Source organism: Thiothrix nivea DSM 5205, assembly GCF_000260135.1.
Taxonomy (GTDB): domain Bacteria; phylum Pseudomonadota; class Gammaproteobacteria; order Thiotrichales; family Thiotrichaceae; genus Thiothrix; species Thiothrix nivea.
The window spans coordinates 4095940-4117563 of sequence record NZ_JH651384.1; the positions used below are offsets into that span (position 1 = coordinate 4095940).

The 21624-nt window shown below is 52.2% G+C and carries 18 protein-coding genes and 2 pseudogenes; 7 read left to right on the plus strand and 13 right to left on the minus strand.

Going from position 1 to position 21624, the window contains the following annotated elements; genetic code table 11:
- Window positions 1-7: 7 nt before the first annotated feature.
- From THINI_RS20415 to rpoS, 3 genes are all read left to right on the plus strand, one after another.
- The gene (locus tag THINI_RS20415; protein WP_002710419.1) at window positions 8-247 is read left to right on the plus strand and encodes a hypothetical protein; all 240 of its coding nucleotides are present in this window, start codon (window positions 8-10) and stop codon (window positions 245-247) included.
- Window positions 228-704 carry a DUF3106 domain-containing protein gene (locus tag THINI_RS20420; RefSeq protein WP_002710420.1) on the plus strand — a complete coding sequence of 159 codons (477 nt, stop codon included), beginning with the start codon at window positions 228-230 and terminating at the stop codon, window positions 702-704. Before THINI_RS20415 ends, THINI_RS20420 begins: the two co-directional genes overlap by 20 nt.
- A gap of 337 nt (window positions 705-1041) precedes the next feature.
- Window positions 1042-2040, plus strand: coding sequence for an RNA polymerase sigma factor RpoS (gene rpoS, locus THINI_RS20425; RefSeq protein WP_002710421.1), 999 nt, complete (start codon window positions 1042-1044; stop codon window positions 2038-2040).
- A gap of 26 nt (window positions 2041-2066) precedes the next feature.
- On the opposite strand, the gene THINI_RS20430 is transcribed toward rpoS, so the two are convergent.
- The gene (locus tag THINI_RS20430) at window positions 2067-2438 is read right to left on the minus strand and encodes an Mth938-like domain-containing protein (protein WP_040839640.1); all 372 of its coding nucleotides are present in this window, start codon (window positions 2436-2438) and stop codon (window positions 2067-2069) included.
- Window positions 2439-2549: 111 nt separating this feature from the next.
- Here THINI_RS20430 and alaC point away from each other — a divergent pair, with 111 nt between their 5' ends.
- Genes alaC through THINI_RS20450 form a run of 4 tightly spaced genes read left to right on the plus strand, consistent with a single transcriptional unit; the run spans window position 2550 to window position 7256 of the window.
- Window positions 2550-3740, plus strand: coding sequence for an alanine transaminase (alaC, locus tag THINI_RS20435; RefSeq protein WP_002710422.1), 1191 nt, complete (start codon window positions 2550-2552; stop codon window positions 3738-3740).
- A 31-nt stretch (window positions 3741-3771) separates the two neighbouring features.
- On the plus strand, window positions 3772-5082 hold the full coding sequence (locus THINI_RS20440) for a homoserine dehydrogenase (protein WP_002710423.1): 1311 nt from the start codon (window positions 3772-3774) through the stop codon (window positions 5080-5082).
- Between the two features lie 4 nt (window positions 5083-5086).
- Window positions 5087-6517 (plus strand): threonine synthase, encoded by a 1431-nt coding sequence (thrC, locus tag THINI_RS20445; RefSeq protein ID WP_002710424.1) that lies wholly within the window; start codon window positions 5087-5089, stop codon window positions 6515-6517.
- Window positions 6518-6563: 46 nt separating this feature from the next.
- Window positions 6564-7256 carry a metal-dependent hydrolase gene (locus THINI_RS20450; RefSeq protein WP_002710425.1) on the plus strand — a complete coding sequence of 231 codons (693 nt, stop codon included), beginning with the start codon at window positions 6564-6566 and terminating at the stop codon, window positions 7254-7256.
- Between the two features lie 64 nt (window positions 7257-7320).
- Here THINI_RS20450 and THINI_RS26100 read toward each other — a convergent pair.
- The 12 genes and pseudogenes from THINI_RS26100 to THINI_RS20510 all read right to left on the minus strand — a co-directional run.
- Window positions 7321-8150: pseudogene (locus tag THINI_RS26100) on the minus strand (excinuclease ABC subunit UvrA); the annotation flags it as partial.
- Window positions 8146-9093, minus strand: coding sequence for an Rpn family recombination-promoting nuclease/putative transposase (locus THINI_RS24775; protein ID WP_245536660.1), 948 nt, complete (start codon window positions 9091-9093; stop codon window positions 8146-8148). The pseudogene THINI_RS26100 and the gene THINI_RS24775, both read right to left, overlap by 5 nt.
- A 70-nt stretch (window positions 9094-9163) precedes the next feature.
- Window positions 9164-9769: a Uma2 family endonuclease gene (locus tag THINI_RS20465; protein ID WP_245536661.1), complete on the minus strand. Its 606-nt coding sequence runs from the start codon at window positions 9767-9769 to the stop codon at window positions 9164-9166.
- A 19-nt stretch (window positions 9770-9788) separates the two neighbouring features.
- A pseudogene (locus THINI_RS20470) lies at window positions 9789-10469 on the minus strand (ATP-binding cassette domain-containing protein); the annotation flags it as partial.
- 60 nt (window positions 10470-10529) lie between these two features.
- Window positions 10530-11480, minus strand: a complete 951-nt coding sequence (locus THINI_RS20475) for an Rpn family recombination-promoting nuclease/putative transposase (protein ID WP_002710428.1) — start codon at window positions 11478-11480, stop codon at window positions 10530-10532.
- Window positions 11481-11604: 124 nt separating this feature from the next.
- Window positions 11605-13674: a cadherin domain-containing protein gene (locus THINI_RS23835; RefSeq protein ID WP_169314649.1), complete on the minus strand. Its 2070-nt coding sequence runs from the start codon at window positions 13672-13674 to the stop codon at window positions 11605-11607.
- 245 nt (window positions 13675-13919) lie between these two features.
- Window positions 13920-17108, minus strand: a complete 3189-nt coding sequence (locus THINI_RS20485; RefSeq protein ID WP_002710430.1) for an RHS repeat-associated core domain-containing protein — start codon at window positions 17106-17108, stop codon at window positions 13920-13922.
- Complete coding sequence (locus THINI_RS20490) at window positions 17086-18396, minus strand: transposase (protein ID WP_002710431.1); 1311 nt, start codon at window positions 18394-18396, stop codon at window positions 17086-17088. The genes THINI_RS20485 and THINI_RS20490 overlap by 23 nt, the downstream gene beginning before the upstream one ends.
- A 65-nt stretch (window positions 18397-18461) precedes the next feature.
- Complete coding sequence (locus THINI_RS20495; RefSeq protein WP_002710432.1) at window positions 18462-19799, minus strand: DUF6531 domain-containing protein; 1338 nt, start codon at window positions 19797-19799, stop codon at window positions 18462-18464.
- Between the two features lie 41 nt (window positions 19800-19840).
- Entirely contained in the window at window positions 19841-20374 is a 534-nt protein-coding gene (locus tag THINI_RS26780; protein ID WP_081485729.1) for an IS630 family transposase, read from the minus strand.
- Between the two features lie 14 nt (window positions 20375-20388).
- Window positions 20389-20769 (minus strand): helix-turn-helix domain-containing protein, encoded by a 381-nt coding sequence (locus THINI_RS26785; protein WP_040838909.1) that lies wholly within the window; start codon window positions 20767-20769, stop codon window positions 20389-20391.
- 43 nt (window positions 20770-20812) lie between these two features.
- The gene (locus tag THINI_RS20510) at window positions 20813-21601 is read right to left on the minus strand and encodes a hypothetical protein (RefSeq protein WP_040839647.1); all 789 of its coding nucleotides are present in this window, start codon (window positions 21599-21601) and stop codon (window positions 20813-20815) included.
- Window positions 21602-21624 lie beyond the last annotated feature (23 nt).

The following is a 21624-nucleotide window of genomic DNA, read 5'->3' on the forward strand; positions in this document are numbered from 1 at the left end:
GATGGTCATGAAGAGGAATGGAATCCTGGCAGGTTATTGTGCACTGTTGCTTGCATGGATCTGGATAATGCCGGTAGCGGCTGCTGAAGACTCAGACGATATTACGGCGATGCTCACATGGTGGGATGAATTCGGCAGCGACTGGGAAGATGCCAAAGAATTGATCGAATTTGCCGCAATGGATATGCCGTTGCATGTGCTGGCAGAAAACACTATGGAGATGCAGCATGGAACGCAACAGCAATAATGTCCGGTCTGGATTGAAAGCAGCCCTGTTCATGATGGCGATGCTGTTTACAGGTGGGAGTGCAATGGCAGGCTCAGTCAAGTGGGAAGACCTCAACGGTAACGAGCGATCGGTATTGAAAGCGTTCCAGAAGGAGTGGGAATCTTTCCCGGATAAAAAGCAGAAGGCATTGCGCCGTTGGGCAAGCATACCCGCAACGGAAAGGGCACGGATCAGGGAGCGGTTTGGCGAGTGGAAACAGCTTTCCCCGCCGCAGCAGAAAAAAGTGGCCCGTCAGTTGGCACGTTTCAAGGCAATGCCTCCCGCACAAAAGGCACGCATCAAATCCTGGCATGAATGGGTGAAAAAGTTGCCTGAAGACGAACGCAAAAAGCTCAAGCAGAAATGGCCGGGCATGACAGAAGCAGAGCGCAAAGCCTACATGCGGGATTTACAGAAGAAATACGGACGGAGTTAATGTTCTGTTTGGTGGTTTGAAATTTCTTTTTTGATCTAAATTAACGTTAATTTGTTCAGGTTGGATTCAGATTAAGTTTTAATCACTATATTTTATTTATATATAAGTAACTTAAAAAACAATAACTTAAGTATTCCGTTAAGTTTGCGTTAAGGTCTTCTCGTTGTTGTAGATTTATGCTAATGTGTCCCCAGAAACATTTCTTAGAGTGTCAACATAGATTGGGGTGAGAAGAAATTATCCTGACCATGGTGAAGGTGGTGTGTGGGTAGGTTTTCTTGCTCGTTGCTGAAAAACAGTCAAAGGCTTGCACCTTTGTAAAAAAGGAGTTCCAGGAATGCATAAACCACAACCCTGCGCAGATGAAAAAAAGGGTGTCGCTTTTATTCCCCCGGATGCAGATGGATTGGAAGACGAACTTGAAGACATGGATGAAAACGATGATCCAGAGACTGAAACGTTAAGTTTTTCAGAAATCGCCCCGTCATTGTCGGCAGGTGAGGTCGATGCAACGCAAATGTACCTGCGGGAAATTGAGTTTTCCCCTTTGCTGACTCCTGAAGAAGAAATCCGTTATGGCCGTCTTGCCCGTCAGGGCGATGAGTTTGGCCGCAAGAAAATGATTACCTGCAATTTGCGTCTGGTCGTAAAAATTGCCCGCCGTTATATGGGGCGTGGCTTGCCGCTGCCAGATCTGATTGAGGAGGGCAATCTCGGCTTGATCCACGCGGTTGAAAAATTTGACCCGGAACGCGGTTTCCGTTTCTCCACCTATGCCACTTGGTGGATTCGCCAGAATATCGAACGGGCGCTGATGAACCAGACCCGTACTATCCGCCTACCCATCCATGTCAATAAGGAATTGAACGCCTACATGCGCAAGGTGCGTGAAATGACCCAAAAGCTGGGTTATGAGCCATCCCTGCCGGAAGTGGCGGAGGCCATGGATAAACCCATTGAAGTGTTGCGCAAGCTGTTGGACTTCAACGAGCGTATTACCTCTCTAGATGTGACTGTGGGCAAGGATGGTGACAGCCCGCTGGTAGATTTTGTCAGCACGGAAACCAGCGACGAGCCTGACAGCAAGCTGGAAGATGAAGATATTACCCAGTCCGTCGATAACTGGCTGGGGCAGCTTGAGTTCAAACAGCGCGAGGTCATCATGCGCCGCTTCGGCCTGCATGGCCATGAGCGTGCCACTTTGGAACAGGTCGGTGAAGCCTTGGGGTTGACCCGTGAGCGGGTACGTCAAATCCAGATGGATGCTCTCAAACGCCTGCGCCGTATCCTGGAGAACAAGGGTTTGTCAGGTGAAAGCCTGCTGGGTATTTCCTGAATACATTGATTTCCGGTTTGCCATGTTCAACGAAGCAGAAACGCCGCGGCAACGCGGCGTGCTTCACCGAGCAATACATTGTAGGTACGGCAAGCGGCGTCGTTACCCATAACCTCAAAGCCAACGCTGTTCTGCACTAAAGCCTTCCAGGTACTGGCCTGTGGTAAGTCCTGTTGGATGCCAGTGCCAATAATGATAACTTCTGCACCAATATCAAATAGAGGCTCCAGATGGTGGGCCTCCAGTTCCTGCATGTGGCGTGGCTGCCAGTTCCTGATCAAGGTTTGCGGGCCAAGCAGAAAGCTGTGTTGCAGCGTTTCCTGATTGACTGCAATCCATCCATCCCCATAACCGGTAATACGGTAACGGGCGTCGCCCATGTCTTCACTGAATTTCATTTCCTTTTCCTTGCCGTTTCTGCAATTGACAGCCTGCATGGTGAATTGTAATGTGGCTGGCTTACAAATGGCCCCAGTCAATGGGTAGTATTCTTCGATGGATGCAGAATAGTGCAGGACAATTTTCAACGGATAAACCGGCTCCCGACCTATGTTTTCAAAATCACTGACGCGCTCAAGAAAGAGGCGCGTGCCAAGGGCGAAGACATCATTGACTTCGGGATGGGCAACCCCGACCAGCCTACGCCGAAGCATATCGTAGACAAGTTGGTGGAAACTGCCCAGCGCAACGATACCCATCGCTATTCCATGTCGCGCGGTATCCCCCGTTTGCGCAAGGCAATCAGCAACTGGTACAAGCGCAAGTTCGACGTGGATATTGACCCGGAAACCGAAGCCATCGCCACCATCGGCTCCAAAGAAGGTCTGGCGCATCTGGCACTGGCGACCATGAGCCGGGGTGATACCGTGCTGGTTCCCAATCCTGCTTACCCAATCCACCCGTATGGCAGCATTATTGCCGATGCGGATATCCGTCATGTACCCATGGTGCCCGGCAAGGACTTCTTTGTGGAGCTGGAAGCGGCTATCAAGAATTCCTGGCCAGTGCCGAAGATGCTGATCCTCAACTTCCCCGGCAACCCGACGGGTCAGGTGGTGGATCTGGAATTCTTCGAACGCGTCATCCAGATTGCCAAGGAGCATCAAATCTGGGTGATCCACGACATTGCCTACGGTGAAATCTGCTTTGATGGTTATAAAGCGCCGTCCATCCTGCAAGTGCCGGGGGCAAAAGATATTGCCGTGGAATTCTATTCCCTGTCCAAAACCTACAACATGCCGGGTTGGCGGGTAGGCTTCATGTGCGGCAACACCACACTGGTCAAGGCGCTGGAGCGGATCAAGTCTTATTTGGATTATGGCACGTTCACCCCCATCCAGGTGGCTGCAATCCAGGCGCTGGATGGCCCGCAGGACTGTGTAGAAGAAATCCGTTGCATGTATGAAAGCCGCCGTAACGTCCTGTGTGATGGCCTCAATGCCGCTGGTTGGGTGGTGGAACGCCCGAAAGCCAGTATGTTCGTGTGGGCAAAAATTCCTGCACAATACGCTGCGCTGGGGTCGCTGGAGTTTGCCAAAAAGCTGCTGAAAGATGCGCAGGTTGCCGTATCACCGGGGATCGGTTTCGGCGAATACGGCGATGACCATGTGCGTTTCAGCCTGATTGAGAATGAACATCGCACCCGTCAGGCAATCCGCAATATCAAACAAATGTTCCGTAAAGATCAAGGCGCTGCGTAAGCGTCTTGCCAATTCAATTGAAGGAGTAAGCATGGAACCTGTCAAGGTTGGCCTGCTGGGGCTGGGAACCGTCGGTGGCGGTACTGCAACTGTTTTGAAACGCAATGCGGAAGAGATCGCCCGCCGCGCTGGCCGTGGCATCGTGATCGATTACGCCGCTAATCTGGATCTTAGCCGCGCCGAAGAACTGGGGTTAGGTCATGCACGTCTGACAGAGGATGCCTTCGATGTCGTCAACGACCCCTCCATCCAGATAGTGGTTGAACTGATCGGTGGGTATACCGTTGCGCGCGATCTGGTGTTACAGGCTATCCGTAATGGCAAGCATGTCGTCACGGCCAACAAGGCGCTGATTGCCCTGCATGGCAATGAGATTTTTGCCGCAGCCCATGAGCAGGGTGTGATGGTGGCATTTGAAGCGGCTGTTGCTGGCGGTATTCCGGTTATTAAGGCAGTGCGCGAAGGTCTGGCAGCCAACCGCATCGAATGGCTGGCGGGCATCATCAACGGCACTGGCAATTTCATCCTCACCGAAATGCGTGACAAGGGTCGTGCCTTCAGCGACGTGCTGGCCGAAGCGCAACAACTGGGCTATGCCGAAGCTGACCCGACTTTTGACGTGGAAGGGATTGACGCGGCCCACAAGCTGACCATCCTGTCGTCGATCGCGTTTGGCATCCCGCTGCAATTCAAGCAGACTTACACCGAAGGCATTACCAAAATCACTGCCGAAGATGTCACCTACGCCACCGAGCTTGGTTATCGCATCAAACATTTGGGGGTTGCCTGTCGCACAGAAAAGGGTATTGAGCAGCGTGTGCACCCGACCCTGATACCCGAACGTCGCCTGATTGCAAATGTGGATGGCGTTATGAATGCGGTACTGGTAAAAGGCGATGCGGTTGGCCCGACGCTTTACTACGGCGCAGGCGCGGGCGCAGAACCTACTGCCTCTGCGGTGGTGGCGGATCTGGTGGACATTACCCGTGCACTGACTTCCGACCCAGAAAACCGCGTTCCGCATCTGGCCTTTCAGCCTTCGCAACTTGCGGACACCGCTATCCTACCGATTGGGGAAGTGGAAACCGCATTCTACCTGCGCATGTGTGCGCTCGACCGCCCCGGCGTGCTGGCGGATGTGACCCGTATCCTCGGCGACCGCCAAATCAGCATCGAAGCCTTCATCCAGAAAGAGCCACAGGGTGGTGAAAACAAGGTGGACATCATCATGCTGACCCAGCGGGTGCGCGAAGGCAACATGAACGAAGCGATTGCCGCCATCGAAGCACTGGATAGCATTTGCAGCAGCGTTACCCGCATCCGTGTAGAAAGTTTGGGCTAAAATAATGAAATATATTTCGACCCGTGGGCAATCGCCCGCGCAATCCTTCACTGAAATCCTGCTGGGTGGCCTTGCGCCGGATGGTGGTTTGTACCTGCCGGAAACTTACCCGCATTTCAGTGCTGATGACCTAGGCCAGATGCGCGGCATGAATTACCGCGAACTGGCATTTGCGGTGCTGTCGCGTTTCATTACTGATATTCCGGCGAATGATCTGGAAACCATCATCAACAAGACCTACACGGCGGAAGTCTACTGCAACGTGCGCCCCGGTGAGGATGCCGAAGACATTACCCCGCTGCATACGCTGGAGCCGGGTTTTCACCTGCTGTGCCTGTCCAATGGCCCGACCATTGCTTTCAAGGACATGGCGATGCAACTGCTGGGCAACCTGTTTGAATATGTGCTGGCCAAAGCGGGGCAGGGTATCAATATTCTCGGCGCAACCTCCGGTGATACCGGCTCTTCCGCCGAATACGCCATGCGAGGTAAGCAGGGGGTGAATGTGTTCATGCTGTCGCCCTATGGCAAGATGAGCCGTTTCCAGACTGCGCAGATGTTCAGCCTGCAAGACTCGAACATTTTCAATATTGCGGTCAATGGCGTGTTTGATGACTGTCAGGATATTGTGAAAGCAGTTTCCAACGACCATGCTTATAAAAAGGCCAATCACATCGGTGCGGTCAACTCGATCAACTGGGCGCGGGTGGCGGCACAGATTGTCTATTACTTCAAAGGCTATTTTGCGGCGACTAGCGATAACAGCCAGCAGGTCAGTTTCTCGGTGCCTTCCGGCAATTTCGGCAATGTTTGCGCCGGGCATATTGCACGCATGATGGGTTTGCCGATCAAACATCTGGTGGTGGCGACCAACGAAAACGATGTGCTGGATGAGTTTTTCCGTACTGGGGTTTACCGTCCACGTGGTTCGGCCAATACTTACCACACCAGCAGCCCGTCGATGGATATTTCCAAAGCGTCCAACTTCGAGCGTTTTGTGTTCGATCTGGTGGGGCGTGATGGCGGTAAGGTACGTGAATTGTGGGGCGAGGTGGACAAGGGCGGCGCGTTCGATTTGAATGACGGTGGCCTATTTGCCAAAGTACCGGAATTTGGTTTCCAGTCGGGCGCAAGCTCGCACGCCAATCGGATGCAGGCCATCCGCAGTACTTGGGAAACCTATGGCGTGATGATTGATACCCATACTGCCGATGGGCTGAAGGTGGCGTTGGAACACCGTGAAGCCGATGTGCCAATGCTGGTACTGGAAACCGCTTTGCCTGCCAAGTTCGAGGATTCCATCCGCGAAGCACTGGGGCGTGACCCGGTAAGGCCTGAGGGCATGGAGGATATGGAGAGCCTGCCGCAGCGCTTCCAGGTGATGGAGGCCGACGCCGAAGCGGTCAAACAGTTCATCGTGGACAAGACCGCCTAACCCGACGTAGGGGTGTATTGCATACGCCCTGATGGTGATAACAACAATGGCTAATTTCAGTACCCATATTACCGTGGCAGCGGCAGGGGCGGGTTTGCTTTCCGTCCTCTGCCTGCAAGTCGGGCTGGCCGGGTCTCGTGAGGCGCTATTGCTGGCGTTGTTGGGCACGATTGGCGGCATTCTGCCGGATATTGATCTGCAACACGCTTACCCCAGCCGCATCATGTTTTCCCTGTTCGGGATATTGGCGGCCTTTCTGCTTGTGTTCGCCAAAAAAAGCGAATTGTCGATCGTTGAATTGTGGGGTATTGGCTTGACGGTGTTTGCGGTTATCCGCTTTCCAGTGTGGATGGTGTTTCACCAATACACGACCCATCGTGGCTCCATCCATTCGCTGGTGGCGGCTCTGCTGTTTATGTTCTTGACCACCGCGTTTGCCTACCATGTGATGGGGGAACACCCGTTCATGTCCTGGTTGTTTGGGCTATTTGTGTTTCTGGGGTTTGTGCTGCATCTGCTGTTGGATGAGCTTTACAGCGTGGATTTCATGAATACCCGGATCAAGAAGTCATTCGGCACGGCTCTGAAAATTCTGGACTGGAAAAATCGTGGGAAGTCTACTGTGCTAGTGGTGGCAACCATTCTTGCCTGGGCGGTCGTGCCGGATTCACGCTCGTTCTGGGATACGCTGTTGAGTGCGGAAACTTACCACATTATTGGGTCGCGGTTTTTGCCTTGAGTGCGAAGTTCTCCACCTCTTCATATTTTGGATAAGATGTTCTGGAGTGAAATAAAGAAGAGAATCACAACATCCGCCGGAGAAACTCCCCGGTAAACGACCCTTCCGCTTGCGCCACCACTTCCGGCGTCCCCACCGCAATAATATTCCCCCCGCGACTACCTCCCTCCGGCCCCAAATCCACCACCCAGTCCGCCGTCTTGATCACGTCGAGGTTGTGCTCGATCACCACCACAGTATTGCCACCATCCCGCAGTCGGTGCAGCACTTGCAGCAACTGGTCAACGTCGTGGAAATGCAGCCCGGTGGTCGGCTCGTCGAGGATGTAGAGGGTCTTATCAGGGTTTGCAGCTTGTGGTGGATGGCGGGCACGGCGGCGAAGAACTCGGTGGCGTCTTCCACCGTCATGTCCAGCACTTCGCTGATGTTTTTGCCCTTGTAGCGGATGTCGAGGGTTTCGCGGTTGTAGCGCTTGCCTTCGCACACTTCGCAGGTGACGTACACGTCGGGCAGGAAGTGCATCTCGACCTTGATCACGCCGTCGCCGGAACAGGCTTCGCAGCGCCCGCCCTTGACGTTGAAGGAGAATCTTCCGGGCAGGTAGCCGCGTGAACGTGCTTCCTGCGTGGCGGCGAACATATCGCGGATCGGGGTGAACACGCCGGTGTAGGTGGCGGGGTTGGAACGCGGGGTACGCCCGATCGGGCTTTGGTCGATGTCGATGATCTTGTCGATCTGTTCCAGCCCTTCGATGCCGCGCACCGGGGCGGCTTCCACGTTGCTGTCGTGCAGGTGGCGGGCGAGGTAGGGGTACAGGGTGCGGTTGATCAGGGTGGATTTGCCGGAGCCCGATAAACCCGTGATCACGATCAGCTTGTCGCGCGGCAGGTCAACGCAATGCGCTGATTTCTGCGACTGTCAATCCAGTTTTCTGGGCGATGGTTGCATCATCCAGAACATCCAGCAAGCTGCGGGCAAAATCTGTTTTGCTTTCTAGCAAGGCTTTTTCAGCCTTGGCGGCACGTTTTTCTGCTTCCCGTTGTTTTTCCTGCATTTGTCGGTATTCCAGTTCCTTTTCGAGCAACTTTTCTTCCGTAAGCTGGCGCTGCTCCACTGCGTCTTTCAACTGGTCATGAAATGCCCGTTGCACCCGCAGGAAGTCAAAACGTCGCTCCTGCGCTTCCAGTTCTTCTTCGGTCAGTCCTGCTTGGTTGGCAATGTCAAAAGCATCGACAATACAAGGGTCGGCCTGAAGCGTCTCCGGTACATAATCCAGGCTACCTGCGTTTTTGACGAAATACACCCACTTGTCGCTGATGTTGGAAAGCTCCGGCAGCTCTTTGGTGAACTTGGGCAGTTCGATGAATACCAGTTCCAGATCGCCGCTGTATTGCGCCAGCGTCTGCTTTTCCAGCAGGCGGTAATGGCTGAACACCTCCGGCTGGTCGGGGAACATCACGAAGTCGGTCAGGGTCATGGCGATGACCGGGTTGAGCAGGTGGTACTTTTCACCCTTGCCGAGTTGGGCGGAATAGGCTTTGGCGGCGTTGTAGAGGATACGTTTTTCAAAGCCTTCCACGTTCAGCACCTGCATCTCGATGATGACCGTGCTGCTGTTGGCGCACACTGCTTTGACATCCACGTAAGTGTCTTTCATGCCGAGGATTTTCGGTGCCTGATACGGGTCGATAATGGTCAGGTCGGTGATCGTGTCGCCGCCCTGGTAGTCCAGCAAGGCGTTGAGGAAGCTGATCAGGATGTGCTTGCTCTGTTCGCTGCCGAACACTTTTTTGAAGGCGAAATCGGTTTTTACATCGAGGAAGCGCATGGTTGCCATTGTCCGTTTGGAAGATGGCCTGATTATAGCAGGACGGAACAACCTGAAATATTCTGCGTGGAATCAGAAACTAAATTTCACATCCACCGAATACATACCCCAAATCAATCCCCTGTTCCTGAAACGGGGGAATGAATACGCGCTGGCAACCTTCGCCCTCCGCACATTCCCTGGAGAAAGCGACGCGGTAATGCTCACCCACCAGTTCGTAGGCAATCAGGGTCTTGTTTTCGGGTGAAATGATCCAGTAATAAGGCACTTGATAGGTTTGCAAGCGCATCAAATGTATGACCAAATCCTTGCTTTCATGCCCCGGAGAAGTAATTTCACATACCCAGTCCGGCAAAACATCCACCACACCTTCCGGCGGATTCGGGACACGCTCTTTACGCCAGCCCGCCAAATCATGTGTAGGGCAATGATGCTGATTATAACGCACGCTAATTTCCGTCACGATCCACCAACCGCCACTGCCCTTGCGCCGCTTGAAAGGGGCAATTTCATCCGACAATCCTGATTGGGCTAACGCATGGTTAAACCGCGCCATCGGGCGCTTGACGATTTCCCCGTTGATTAACTCAATACGTTCATCCGCCGACGCAGCCAGCAGGAAATCATCCACGGTTGCCAGTTTGCGTGCTTCCATATTGCCACCCCGTGCAGCCAGTTGAATCACAATAGTTTCCGCTACTCTATCATAACATCCGCCGGAGAAACTCCCCGGTAAACGACCCTTCCGCCCCTGCCACCTCTTCCGGCGTCCCCACCGCAATAATATTCCCCCCACGGCTTCCCCCCTCCGGCCCCAGATCTACCACCCAGTCCGCGGTCTTGATCACATCGAGGTTGTGCTCAATCACCACCACGGTGTTGCCGTCGTCGCGCAGGCGGTGCAGTACTTGCAGCAACTGGTCAACGTCGTGGAAATGCAGCCCGGTAGTCGGTTCGTCGAGGATGTAGAGGGTCTTGCCGGTGCCGCGCTTGGAGAGTTCCTTCGCCAGCTTGACGCGCTGCGCTTCGCCGCCGGACAGGGTGGTGGCGTTCTGCCCCAGGGTGATGTACGACAGCCCCACGTCCATCAGGGTTTGCAGCTTGTGGTGGATGGCGGGCACGGCGGCGAAGAACCCGGTGGCGTCTTCCACCGTCATGTCCAGCACTTCGCTGATGTTTTTGCCCTTGTAGCGGATGTCGAGGGTTTCGCGGTTGTAGCGCTTGCCTTCGCACACTTCGCAGGTGACGTACACGTCGGGCAGGAAGTGCATCTCGACCTTGATCACGCCGTCGCCGGAGCAGGCTTCGCAGCGCCCGCCCTTGACGTTGAAGGAGAACCGCCCCGGCAGGTAGCCGCGTGAACGTGCCTCTTGCGTGGCGGCGAACATGTCGCCTTGCCGGAGTCCGATAAACCCGCGATCACGATCAGTTGGTCGCGCGGCAGGTCAACGCAACGCGCTGACTTCCTCGACTGTCAATCCGGTTTTCTGGGCAATCGTTGCATCATCCAGAATGTCCAACAGGTTACGGGCAATGTTTACGGCTTTAATATGTTCAGCTTCGGCGGCACGCGCTTCTGCTGCTTCCTGCTTTTTTTCCGCTTCCCGTTGTTTTTCCAGTATTTGTCGGTATTCCAATTCCTTTTTCAGCAACTTTTCTTCCGTAAGCAGACGTTGTTCCACTGCGTCTTTCAACTGATCCTGAAATGCCCGTTGCACCCGCAGGAAATCGAAACGCCGTTCCTGTGCTTCCAGTTCTTCCTCAGTCAGTCCCGCCTGGTTGGCGATACCGAAGGCGTCGACAATACAAGGGTCGGCTTGAAGTGTGTCCGGCACATAATCCAGGCTGCCCGCGTTCTTGACGAAATACACCCACTTGTCACTAATCGTGGCAAGCTCCGGCAGTTCCTTGGTGAACTTGGGCAGTTCGATAAACACCAGTTCCAGATCACCACTGTATTGCGCCAGCGTCTGCTTTTCCAATAAACGGTAGTGGCTGAACACCTCCGGCTGGTCGGGGAACATCACGAAGTCGGTCAGGGTCAGGGCGATGACCGGGTTGAGCAGGTGGTACTTTTCACCCTTGCCGAGTTGGGCGGAATAGGCTTTGGCGGCGTTGTAGAGGACTCGCTTTTCAAAACCTTCCACGTTCAGCACCTGCATCTCGATAATGACGGTGTTACCGTTGGCACACACTGCCTTGACATCCACATAAGTGTCTTTCATACCAAGGATTTTAGGCGCTTGGTACGGATCAATGATAGTCAGGTCAGTGATGGTGTCCCCGCCCTGATAATCCAGCAAAGCGTTGAGGAAGCTGATCAGGATATGCTTGCTCTGCTCACTGCCGAATACTTTTTTGAAGGCGAAATCGGTTTTTACGTCGAGAAAGCGCATGGCGTCTTGTCCGTTACCAAAAGAATGGAAACATTATAGCAGTCCGCGTGGCGGACAATGTACGGGAACAAAGCGCGGTTGCTTAGCGGCCTGTTGCTTGATCAGGCCGCGTGGTAGCTTGCTTCTATTTTGGTAACGTCCCGTGCAGAATAAAGTTAGCGGCGAAGCTGGTATTAGCTGGATGGAGCAGCACATTGCCCAGCAGCAGATTGACATCGTTGCCCGGCCCGGCATACAGGGTAATGCCATCCATGTTGATGTCGGTGGCCTCATAGCCTCTCAGGCGGTAGTTGGAGCTGGCATCAAGGTTCTTGCCATCCTTGATCAACACATTGCCGAGGATCAGGCTAATGTCGTTAAACTGGCCTTGGGCAATGATCTGCTGAGTCTGGTTTGCATCACCAGCCCACAGCAAGGCTGTGCCGCCCGCCTCGAAGCGTGCATGACTACCGTAAGTCGGGGTAGCCGTTTGGGTAAAATCCACCATGGAAGCTAGGCCACCCAGCGGTAGTGCCGTCGCGGTCATTACGCCCAAATGGTTGCGATGACGTACACTAACGTAGTAATTGCCCGCCACGGTGTCGGCAAATGTCAGGTCAGTGCTGCCGGTCTGGGCATCCACCAAATCACCGTCACGCTGCACCATGACCGCCTTTGTCTTAAGGGTGGTTTTTGGGTTAGTCGCATCGCGCAAATCCACCAGCATCCAGTCGACGATGGCATTGTCACCTTCCACCAGCGCCAGATCCAGGTTGAGGGTTTCCGTACCCGCGTAACTGGTCGGCACCGGCGCATACGGTTGGTTAACCGGCAGGATGCCCAGACTGCGCAGTTTATCCGCCATCAGGCCAGTACCGCTGTTGTAAGCCCCTTGCAGGAAAGCGCGTACATTCAGCACTACTTTGTGTCCACCGGTAATGGTAATGCTCAGCGTCTGGGTATCCTGCTGGCCGCTGCCATCAGTGACTGCGACTTCCACTTCATAAACGTTATCCTTGTTGCTGTCGGTCGGCTTCCCGAAGTCCGGCGCGGTGGTAAAGCTCAGTACACCGGTAGCCGGGCCGATGCTGAACAGGCCGCTGTCAGCACCGCCGCTGATGCTATAAGTCAGGGTATCGTTATCCGGGTCAGTGCCAGTTACTGTGGTGACTGGCAGGATGCCCTCCTCCATGCTCAGTTCGGCAGTTGCATCCGCACCGTTGGAGGTAATCTCCGGTGCTTCATTGGCATTACTGACCTCGATCTCCAGCATCTGGGTATCGCTGCCGCCGTTACCATCTTTCACCATCACGGTGAGCAGATAGGTGTTGTCGCCATTGGCGTCGGTCGGGTTCTCCCTATCCGGTGCGGTAATGAAACTCAAATCACCGGAGACCGGGTCGATGGTGAACCGGTGGGCATCTTCCCCACCCGCAATACTGAATGTCAGGGCATCCGCATCCTCATCGGCTGCTGCTACTGTGGTTACCGCCGTGCGGTTCTCGGGAAGGCTCAGGTGCACGCTATTGCCGCCGCCATTGGAGGTGATCACCGGTGCGTCGTTGGTGTTATCCACGATCACCGTCAGGGTCTGCACGTCGTAACCACCTTTGCCATCATCTACTGTCACTTCCACAACATACTGGTTGTTGTGATCGGTATCCGCCGGGTTCTCGTAATCCGGCACGGCGATGAAACCCAGTACGCCGGTAAGCTGATCGATTTTGAACAACTGGCCATCCGTACCGCCGGTAATGGTGTAGTGCTGGGTATCGGCACTATCCTCATCGGTTGCTGTTACCGTAGCCACCGCAGTCTGTTCCTCAGCCACATGTACGGTCGTGGTTGTACCGCCGCCATTGGAGGTGATCACCGGCGCATCGTTGCTATTGGCTACCGTGATGGCCAGCATCTGGGTGTCCACGCCCCCCTTGCCGTCAGCCACCGTGACATCCACCTCATAGATGTTGTCGCCGTCAGCAGATGTACCGCCTGCGGCATCCAGCGGATGCTCGAAGTTCGGTTTATCGACGAACACCAGTTCGCCGGTCTCGTTGTTGATGGTAAACAGGGCAGCATCCACCCCGCCACTGATGGAATAGCTCAGCATGTCGCCATCAGCATCGCTGGCGATCACGGTAGTAGTCACCACCTGGTTCTCGTTAGCCGTCAGAGCCGCAGTATCACCACCACCATTGGATGTAATAACAGGCACACCATTATCAACGATATAGGTCACTGCTTTTTGGATTCGATTGCCAGATGCATCGTAGGCATATTCAATGGTTGCATAACCTTCATAAATTATCTTACTCAAACGCTCAAGGCTATCATATTGATAATTAATGCTTTGAGAAAATACAGATGATGACAAGAAAATATAAATACAAATAATTTTAAATATAAAATTACTTTGCAAGAAGTATTCGTATAAATATTTCACAACCAAAGGCAGTCTATTCATTTGTATTCTTTTTTATAACCTAAGTTACTCACTGGTTGAGTAACCTCTTCTATTTCTAGAATTGAAGGATGATTGGCATTATTATTAGGCGAGAATTCAATTTGTTCGGAAAAGTGTTTGTACTCATCAGCTAATGGGCAGTCTTTATAGTAAACACACTCTGAAATATCCAGGCCTTTTTCGATAACATTCATGCGCGACATCATGAATTCAAATTTTTGCCATTCCGGGAGGAATTTGTAAGCCCCCAAATTAACATTCACAAAAGCATTTGATGCAATATCTTTCACATCCATGACATAATTAACAGCTACAGCAGTCTTAATTATGTTTTCTGTAACTGGATATTTCTTATACATTGGATCAATTATCCCTTTCCCTTCAAAGTCATCAGCAAAACTCACATCTGAAGCATAGGAAGCATTATTGCCAAACATAGCTGTTCCTAAATTACTAAGAGATGCCAAGGTTTGTTTTGATGCACTATTAACCCCTTCATAACCTGCCATAAATGCAACAGAAGCTCCTGCTAGATTAGTAGGTGTGGGCGTTCTCAGTGCAGCAACGCCCGAAGCGCCTACAGATAAGAGAGTTCCGACAATCTCACCAACAGAAGCTGTCATTTGTAAAGTACTTACACCTATTAATTTTGATCTTTCTATTAATGATTCTCCAAATACATTCCACGCAAAATGACCGGTTGGATCAATATAAATAACAGAATTATTCAAAGCATAAACATAACGATTCAAAGTCTGGGTATTACCATCCTCACCAAGATATGTATCCTTGCTGATGAATCTCTGCAATCCACTATCATAGTAACGAGCTCGAATGTAGTTCAGGCCATCGCCTTCATACTGCACGCCATATTTACCAAGATAGCGGAATCCGTTAGCTGCATCGCCTGATGAATTGACAACAAGGCCAAATGGATCGTAGGCATAGCTACTGGTGACAGACTCAGTGGAATTGGTCATGGCAATGGTGCTGCCGCGCGAATCATAGTGGAAGGTGGACATGGAATTATCTGGCTTGATCTGGCCAATCAATCCGTGCCCGTAGATGTTGTAAACGAGTACATCACCTGCCTGATTCATCTCAGCCAGGACATTGGTCAATTGTGTATTGGTATCAAGCAAATATCTTGTTGTGGAACCTTGCGTCCGGCTATACCTGTTACCAAACCCATCATATTGATAAGCAGTCACGACGCCATCAATATTGCTTTGAACCAGCCTGTTTTCCACATCATAGCGGTAGGTGTCATTCCCTTTGCCTGTCATGTTGCCATTGGCGTCAAAGCTGTTAGCAACCGCGTTACTCTTGGTCAGGCGGTTTTCTTCATCAACAGTGTCTTTAACGGTTTCGGGTGTAAATTCAGGCGGCAGCGGTTCATTCCTGTCTTCTTGGGTGTGATTCCCCACTTCATCCAATGTGTAGGAATAACCATTGATAACAGTTCCATCCGCTTTCTTGTTGGCAAGCCCAGTCAAGCGGTTAGCATTATCGTAGTTGTAAGAAGTTGTCGTACCGTTAGCGTTATTTATACCCGTTAACCTTCCTGTAACATCGTAGGAATATTGCGTTTTATGGTTTAACCAGTCCGTAACTGCGGCTAACTGATTCAGCTTGTCATACCCGTAGCTAACAACTTTGCCCCCCGGATAGCCCAAAGTAATGCGGTTACCGTTGCCATCATAGCCATAGCTGACCTCGTTTCCGAATGGGTCATGGGTTGAAGTCCGGCGGTTATTCGCATCGTAGGCATGGGTCGTTGTACCCAGGCTATCAACCATCTGGGTCAGGTTGCCCACATCATCATAGCCAAAGCTTACCGTCTTGGAACCTGGATAGGTTTTTGTAATGAGCCGATCGGTATCATCGTAACCGTACTGGATCACCTGACCTTTGGCGTCGGTTTTCTGCGTGATATTACCCACGGCATCATAGGCCAGCGAAGTTACATGCCCCAGATGTTCGGTAGTTTTGGTTTTTCGGTTCAGTGCGTCATATTCATAGTTGGTTGTATGGCTATTGGGGTCAACCATCGCGGTACGATTACCGTTCGCATCATAGCTATAAGTGACAATACCGCCAGCAGCATCAGTGACTTTGAGCAAACGATTTAAGGCATCGTATTCAAAACTGGTTACCCGCCCCTTGGCATCCGTGGTCGAGTTGACCCTACCCACTGCATCGTAGCTTGTCGTTGAAGTATTTCCCAATGGGTCGGTCGTGCTGATTTTTTGGTTATTGGCGTCGTAGCTTGCCGTAGCGGTTAAATTGAGCGGATCAGTTACGGAGATCTGGTTGCCATTCTCATCATAGGCATAGCGAACCATTCCCCCTGCTGCATCAGTGGTCTGGATCAGCCGATTGTTCGCGTCATAAACAAAAGCAGTCGTATGGTTGTTTCTGTCAGTCTGACTGACTTTATTACCGACAGCATCGTACTCCGTCGAGGTTGTATAACCTAGCGCATCAGTCGTGCCTACGACACGGTTCAAGGCATCGTAGCGGATTTGTTGCTGATGGCCGTTGGCATCGGTGCTGGTCAGGCGGTTACCATTCAGGTCGTAGGTATAGGCTGTTTTGTGCCCCAGTGCATCGCTTGTCTCAAGCAGGTTGCCTGCGCCGTCATAAGCGAATTGCGTCACATGCCCTTTAGCGTCCGTAACCGAGACACGTCGCCCCAAAGCGTCATAGGTGTAGCTGGTAATCTGCCCCAGTGCATTGGCTGTACTGGTTTTCAGGTCTTTTTCATCATAGGCAAACAGGGTTAAATGACCCGAGGGGTCTTCCGTACTGATGCGGTTGTTGTTCCCGTCATAGGCATGTCTGGTGATGCCCTCCAGGGCATTGGTGCTTTTTACCAGATTGTTATTGGCGTCGTATTCATACGCCGTGATGTGATCCAGTGCATCTTGCTGGGTCAACCTGCGACCCACGCCATCGTAGGTGTAGGTGGTTTTATTGTTGAGGGCATCCGTAACCTGTTGAAGATTGCCTTCAGGATCATAGATATTGGTTGTGGTATTGCCTCGCGGATCTGTGGTAGTGAGAGGCAGGCCGCTGGCGGTATAGGTAATGCTTGTCTCATTTCCGAGTGGGTCAATCTGCCGCAACAGGTTTCCCTTTTCATCATCAATACCTTCGCCACTAAGCCGCCATTTTACGTTCATGAACCCGCCCCAGGATGGGAACCTTCCTGATCCAGTCCTCAAAATTAATCACTTTGGCGGTTTCAGGAAGTATTTTAAATGCCTCGCGGGCGTAGCAGATGCCGTGGTAGCGTGCCTTCAGGTCAAGGATGCCCGCCTCATCCGAGACTGCCAATAATGTCTGGGAGACATTGACCATGAACAGGGACAAATTGGCGGAATTGAAGACCGCCTGTTGGCGTGTCACCATGAAATCTTCCAGCCCCCAGTGTTGTTTGGCGTCGCGGAAGTTGAACTCGATCTGGAATCTCAGGCGGTAGTAATCCACCAGGTCATCTGCTTCCAGTTCCAGATCAGTGCTGAACAAGATGACCTTGGCCGTTTTGCCGGTTTTGAGGTTTTCCTTGTGGATGATGGCCACATTCAAAGGGTCGGCAAATTTCTTGTGGATGGCCTTGAACGGGTAGGTACGGGTGCGGATGTCGTGATGGGTTTGTTCAGACTTCAGGTGGGAGGGGGGCAGGTTGTCATAATCCACCCGCTCCCCATAGGTGCGCCGCCGCCCCTTGCCGGAATAAGCGCCTTCCCATTGGAAGTGCAGCGCAGCGTTGCTGCGCAGCTTGGAAATAAGGTGCAAGCCGGTTTGCCTCGTCATCTGTACGGCGGCATGGTTGCCAAACGCGCCATCGTAGACGAAGTAAGCCGGTTGCACGGTATCCCCGACCAGCCCAAGCAGTGTTTTCAGCATCGTCTGCACCTGGAGCATTTCTGCATTGGGCTGGACATCACGGCTGTTACGGTTTTTCGAGCCTTTGGGCCGTCCCCTGCGCCGGTGGGTTTTGGCTGCCTTGGGTTGGGCTGGTGTTTCCGGTTTGGGAGGGGGCTGGATTTGCTCCATCAGGATGGGCCAGGACTTCCGCGTTGCGGTATCCACCAACGATAGTGTCTGGAACGCAATGCCGGGAACCGCGCGGGAGTAAATGGAAGAGAAAAAGCGCCCCAGGCCAAAGGTCTCCTTCCCGGATTTGGTGACGGTGGTAGCATCACCTGCTATCAGGATGGCTCCGGTTGATGCTTTCACCGATGTCTTGGCCAACGTCCAGTTCAGCTTGCCCCACGGCAGGGGCTTCACGAAAAAGCGCTGGATAGTCCGGTAGCTGCCACCTTTGCCTGTCCAGCGGCTGATCCCCAACAAGGTGACACGCCCTGTCATCGTGAGCAATGCCTCACTGATGGCAGTCAGTTGGCGCAGGGTGCTGCTATCCAGTAGGCAAGACAGGCAGCCAAGAAGCATGGTAAGTTCGTTCATGAGCAGTTGTTGTTATTCTTTGGACTTTGTTGTGATTGCCCATGGTAACAATGACTGCTCTCTTTTTAACCTATGAACTTACCACCGGTTTGGCGAAGGTATTGATCATAGGAAAACGTTGTCGTATTTTCCAAGGCATCGGTTCTCGATAATGGATTGTCCTGACCGTCATAGGTAATGATCGTCACATTCCCCAATGCATCAATCTTTTTGGTGACATTACCCCGAATATCGTAATCGTATTGTGTGACATTGCCGTTTTTATCGGTCACCCTGATGCGATTTCCGAGGGCGTCATATTCATACAATGAAACTCCCCCATTAGGATCAACCTCTTTGATTAACCGCAGCAAGTCATCATGCTGGTGTAGGGTGATATTTCCCAAGGCATCGGTTATCGTGGTGATCCTATCAAGCTCCTGATAATCATAGGTGGTAGCGCCGCCTTTGGCGTCGGTCTGGTAAGTGACGACACGTTTGTCGGCGTCATAGGTATTGTTAACAACAGTATTTCCCCTGGGGCCAACAATCGTCAGCATTTGATGGTTGGCATCGTAGGTATAGTGCGTCTGGTTTTTGTTCGGATCAGTAACGGTCACCAAATCGCCATTGGCATCGTAGGTATAGCCCACTGTTCGGTCAATAGGATCAGTAATTTGTACGAGTCGGTTTGACAGGTCGTAAGCCAGGGTAAAGCTACGTCCGGCTGTATCAGTAATTTGCGTCAGCTTGCCGCTGGTATAGGTCAGCGTTTGTGAATTGCCGTTTTTATCGGTAATTGAAACCAGGTTGCCCGTTACGTCAAACTGGTAGGCCATGCGGTTTTTCTTGCGCAGGGTATAGACGCCGCCATCCCCAATCAATGTATCAAATACGCCATACTGGTTACTAAACCCACCCTGCCCATCACTGACCCAGGTTTCGGTATGGCCATCTCCCCAGGTGATGGTCACATTGCCATTCTCAGCTCTCAAGTGGGTATTGAAATTATGTGACCAGCCATATCCCAGCGGCCCGTTACCAGCATCCCGCGAATTGTAGGTGCGGTCAAACTGAAAAGATAAACCAATACCGGGTATATCCAGATCCCTATGCTGGTAAACATAGTTACCGGTTGCCGTGTTGACCGGATCACCGTATATGGCTGATTCTGAAACAAGGCCGTTGGTTGTTTTTTCATTCGTCAGGCGAATGTCCAACCAGCCGCCGGAGCTAATGTCTACACTGCGTTTGTAAGTATCAAAACCATTGACGCTGACATAAACTTCATGCACTCCACAGGCGAGATCGCCAAGCACATAGCGCCCTTGCGCATCAGTTTGCACTGACTTTCCATCAATCTGGATAGTGACCCCGGACAAGACGGTTCCTGTGACCATATCAATAAGACGCCCCGACAGCATATTGCCATGGGCACAGGCTGATGGATTATAGTCTTTTCATTTTAGTCGGCTACACTTTGTCTGTTGAATGCGTAATCAATCGCGTCGTCCAGGGTGCTACCTTTTCCCATGGCCAGACGCGCATAATGTTTCAAGGTTGCCCAGCATTGCTCGATGGGGTTGAGATCAGGCGAATAAGCGGGTAACTGAATGATACGAATCTGGTATTTCATGGCAATCGCCTCCAGGTCACCGCCTAAATGGAAGCTCGCATTGTCCCAGACAAGCACATAAGGTTTGGGCTTTTCCTGACCTTGCTGCAACGATTTTCCCAAGGCTTCCAACCATTGTTCAACAATCATCCGGTTAATGTTGCCGGTCACTACCCACGGCATTTGCCAGCTTTGATCAGAGGCGCGGATAGCGCTGATCCAGTTGCGTTTATGTCCCCGGCCTCCAGGGCGGGGGATGTCACAAGGCTCCCCTTTTTTTGCCCAGCCCCACTCATAGCGTTCGGTGCTGTAGAATCCTGCCTCGTCCGCAAACAGGATATGATCCTGACCGTATTTTTTCTCCAGATGCCCAAGTAGCCACAGGAAAACCCAGCGGTCTAGCGGTTTGGCTTGCTGGTAGAAAGAACGTTTTTTTTATGGCTCCAACCGATCCGTTGCAGCCATTTATGCAGGCCACGATAAGAAATGGCCTTGCCATAATGCGCTTCAAAGCGTGGCAGCAAATCCTCGATGCGTTCAAACGGGGTTTCGCTCTCCACCCATTGCCGAAAAGCTTCAACGTCTTTCACCTTATGGCTGTGCCCAGGGCGGGGATGTGTCCGGGGTTGGAGGCTGCCGGTTTCTTCCCTCAGGGCCAACCATTTGTCCAGGGTGCTGCGGGCTATGGAAAACGTCCCACAAACGTGGGATTTATGTTTGCTCTTGTCATAGGCAGCAACAACACGTTCACGGAGATCCTTAGAGTAGTAAGTCGGCATGATGAAGGATGGGGAAGTTGATCATCCGTCCTATTGTAGCTGACTAAAATGAAAAGACTATATCCCCACTCCCACTCCAAAGGCCGTACTGATCCTTGAATCGTATGGTAGCCGAGTGGTAACCATTGGTTACGGATGCTATCCATGATGTAGTTTCAACCCCATTATCAAATGCGCCATCAGTAGCAGAAAGATAGACGGTAGTGCTTGAATCCAGGATACCTTCAGCAGCAGCCAGCGTAACCGGATTACCCGAGCCGCCATTCTGCAAAACAGGGACAAAAAAGGGTTGTCTGAACGTTTGCGACCAGACCCCGGTGGCATCCAGTGTCCTCGTATGCAGTACATGCACCCCAACATCAAGACCCGTCAGTGGTATGGCTCCACCCAAAATCTCGGATGAACCATCAATGGTTCCGTCTTTAGCGGTTGCAACCGGTGTTGCCTTACCTTTTCCAGGATCGGTATCAATAAAAGCTTCCGCCGAGACAATCCTGTTGTTGCCGCTGGGCAGGGTTCCACCGACAGAACCTTCCGCAATGAAAAAACCCACTGCTAATGGCGTTGACCAGTCATTTTTATCATCCTTGAACCGGACATACAAAGTGTGGGGGCCTTCCGCCAATGCTGAGATGTCAACAACGCCTTTGGCTGTGCGCAGCGGATCGGACAGCGCTTCATCTAGGGGAAGGGAGGTTCCCGTACCGGCGGTTTTTGAGGGATTGTCAATGAATGCTTCAGCTGCGACCAATGTTGCCGCCAATGCAGAAGATTGCCATACGCCGGTAAGGCACGACAGGATCACAAAGAGAATATTGAGTAATAACCGCATGTGCTGACGCTTCTTTTTGTTAT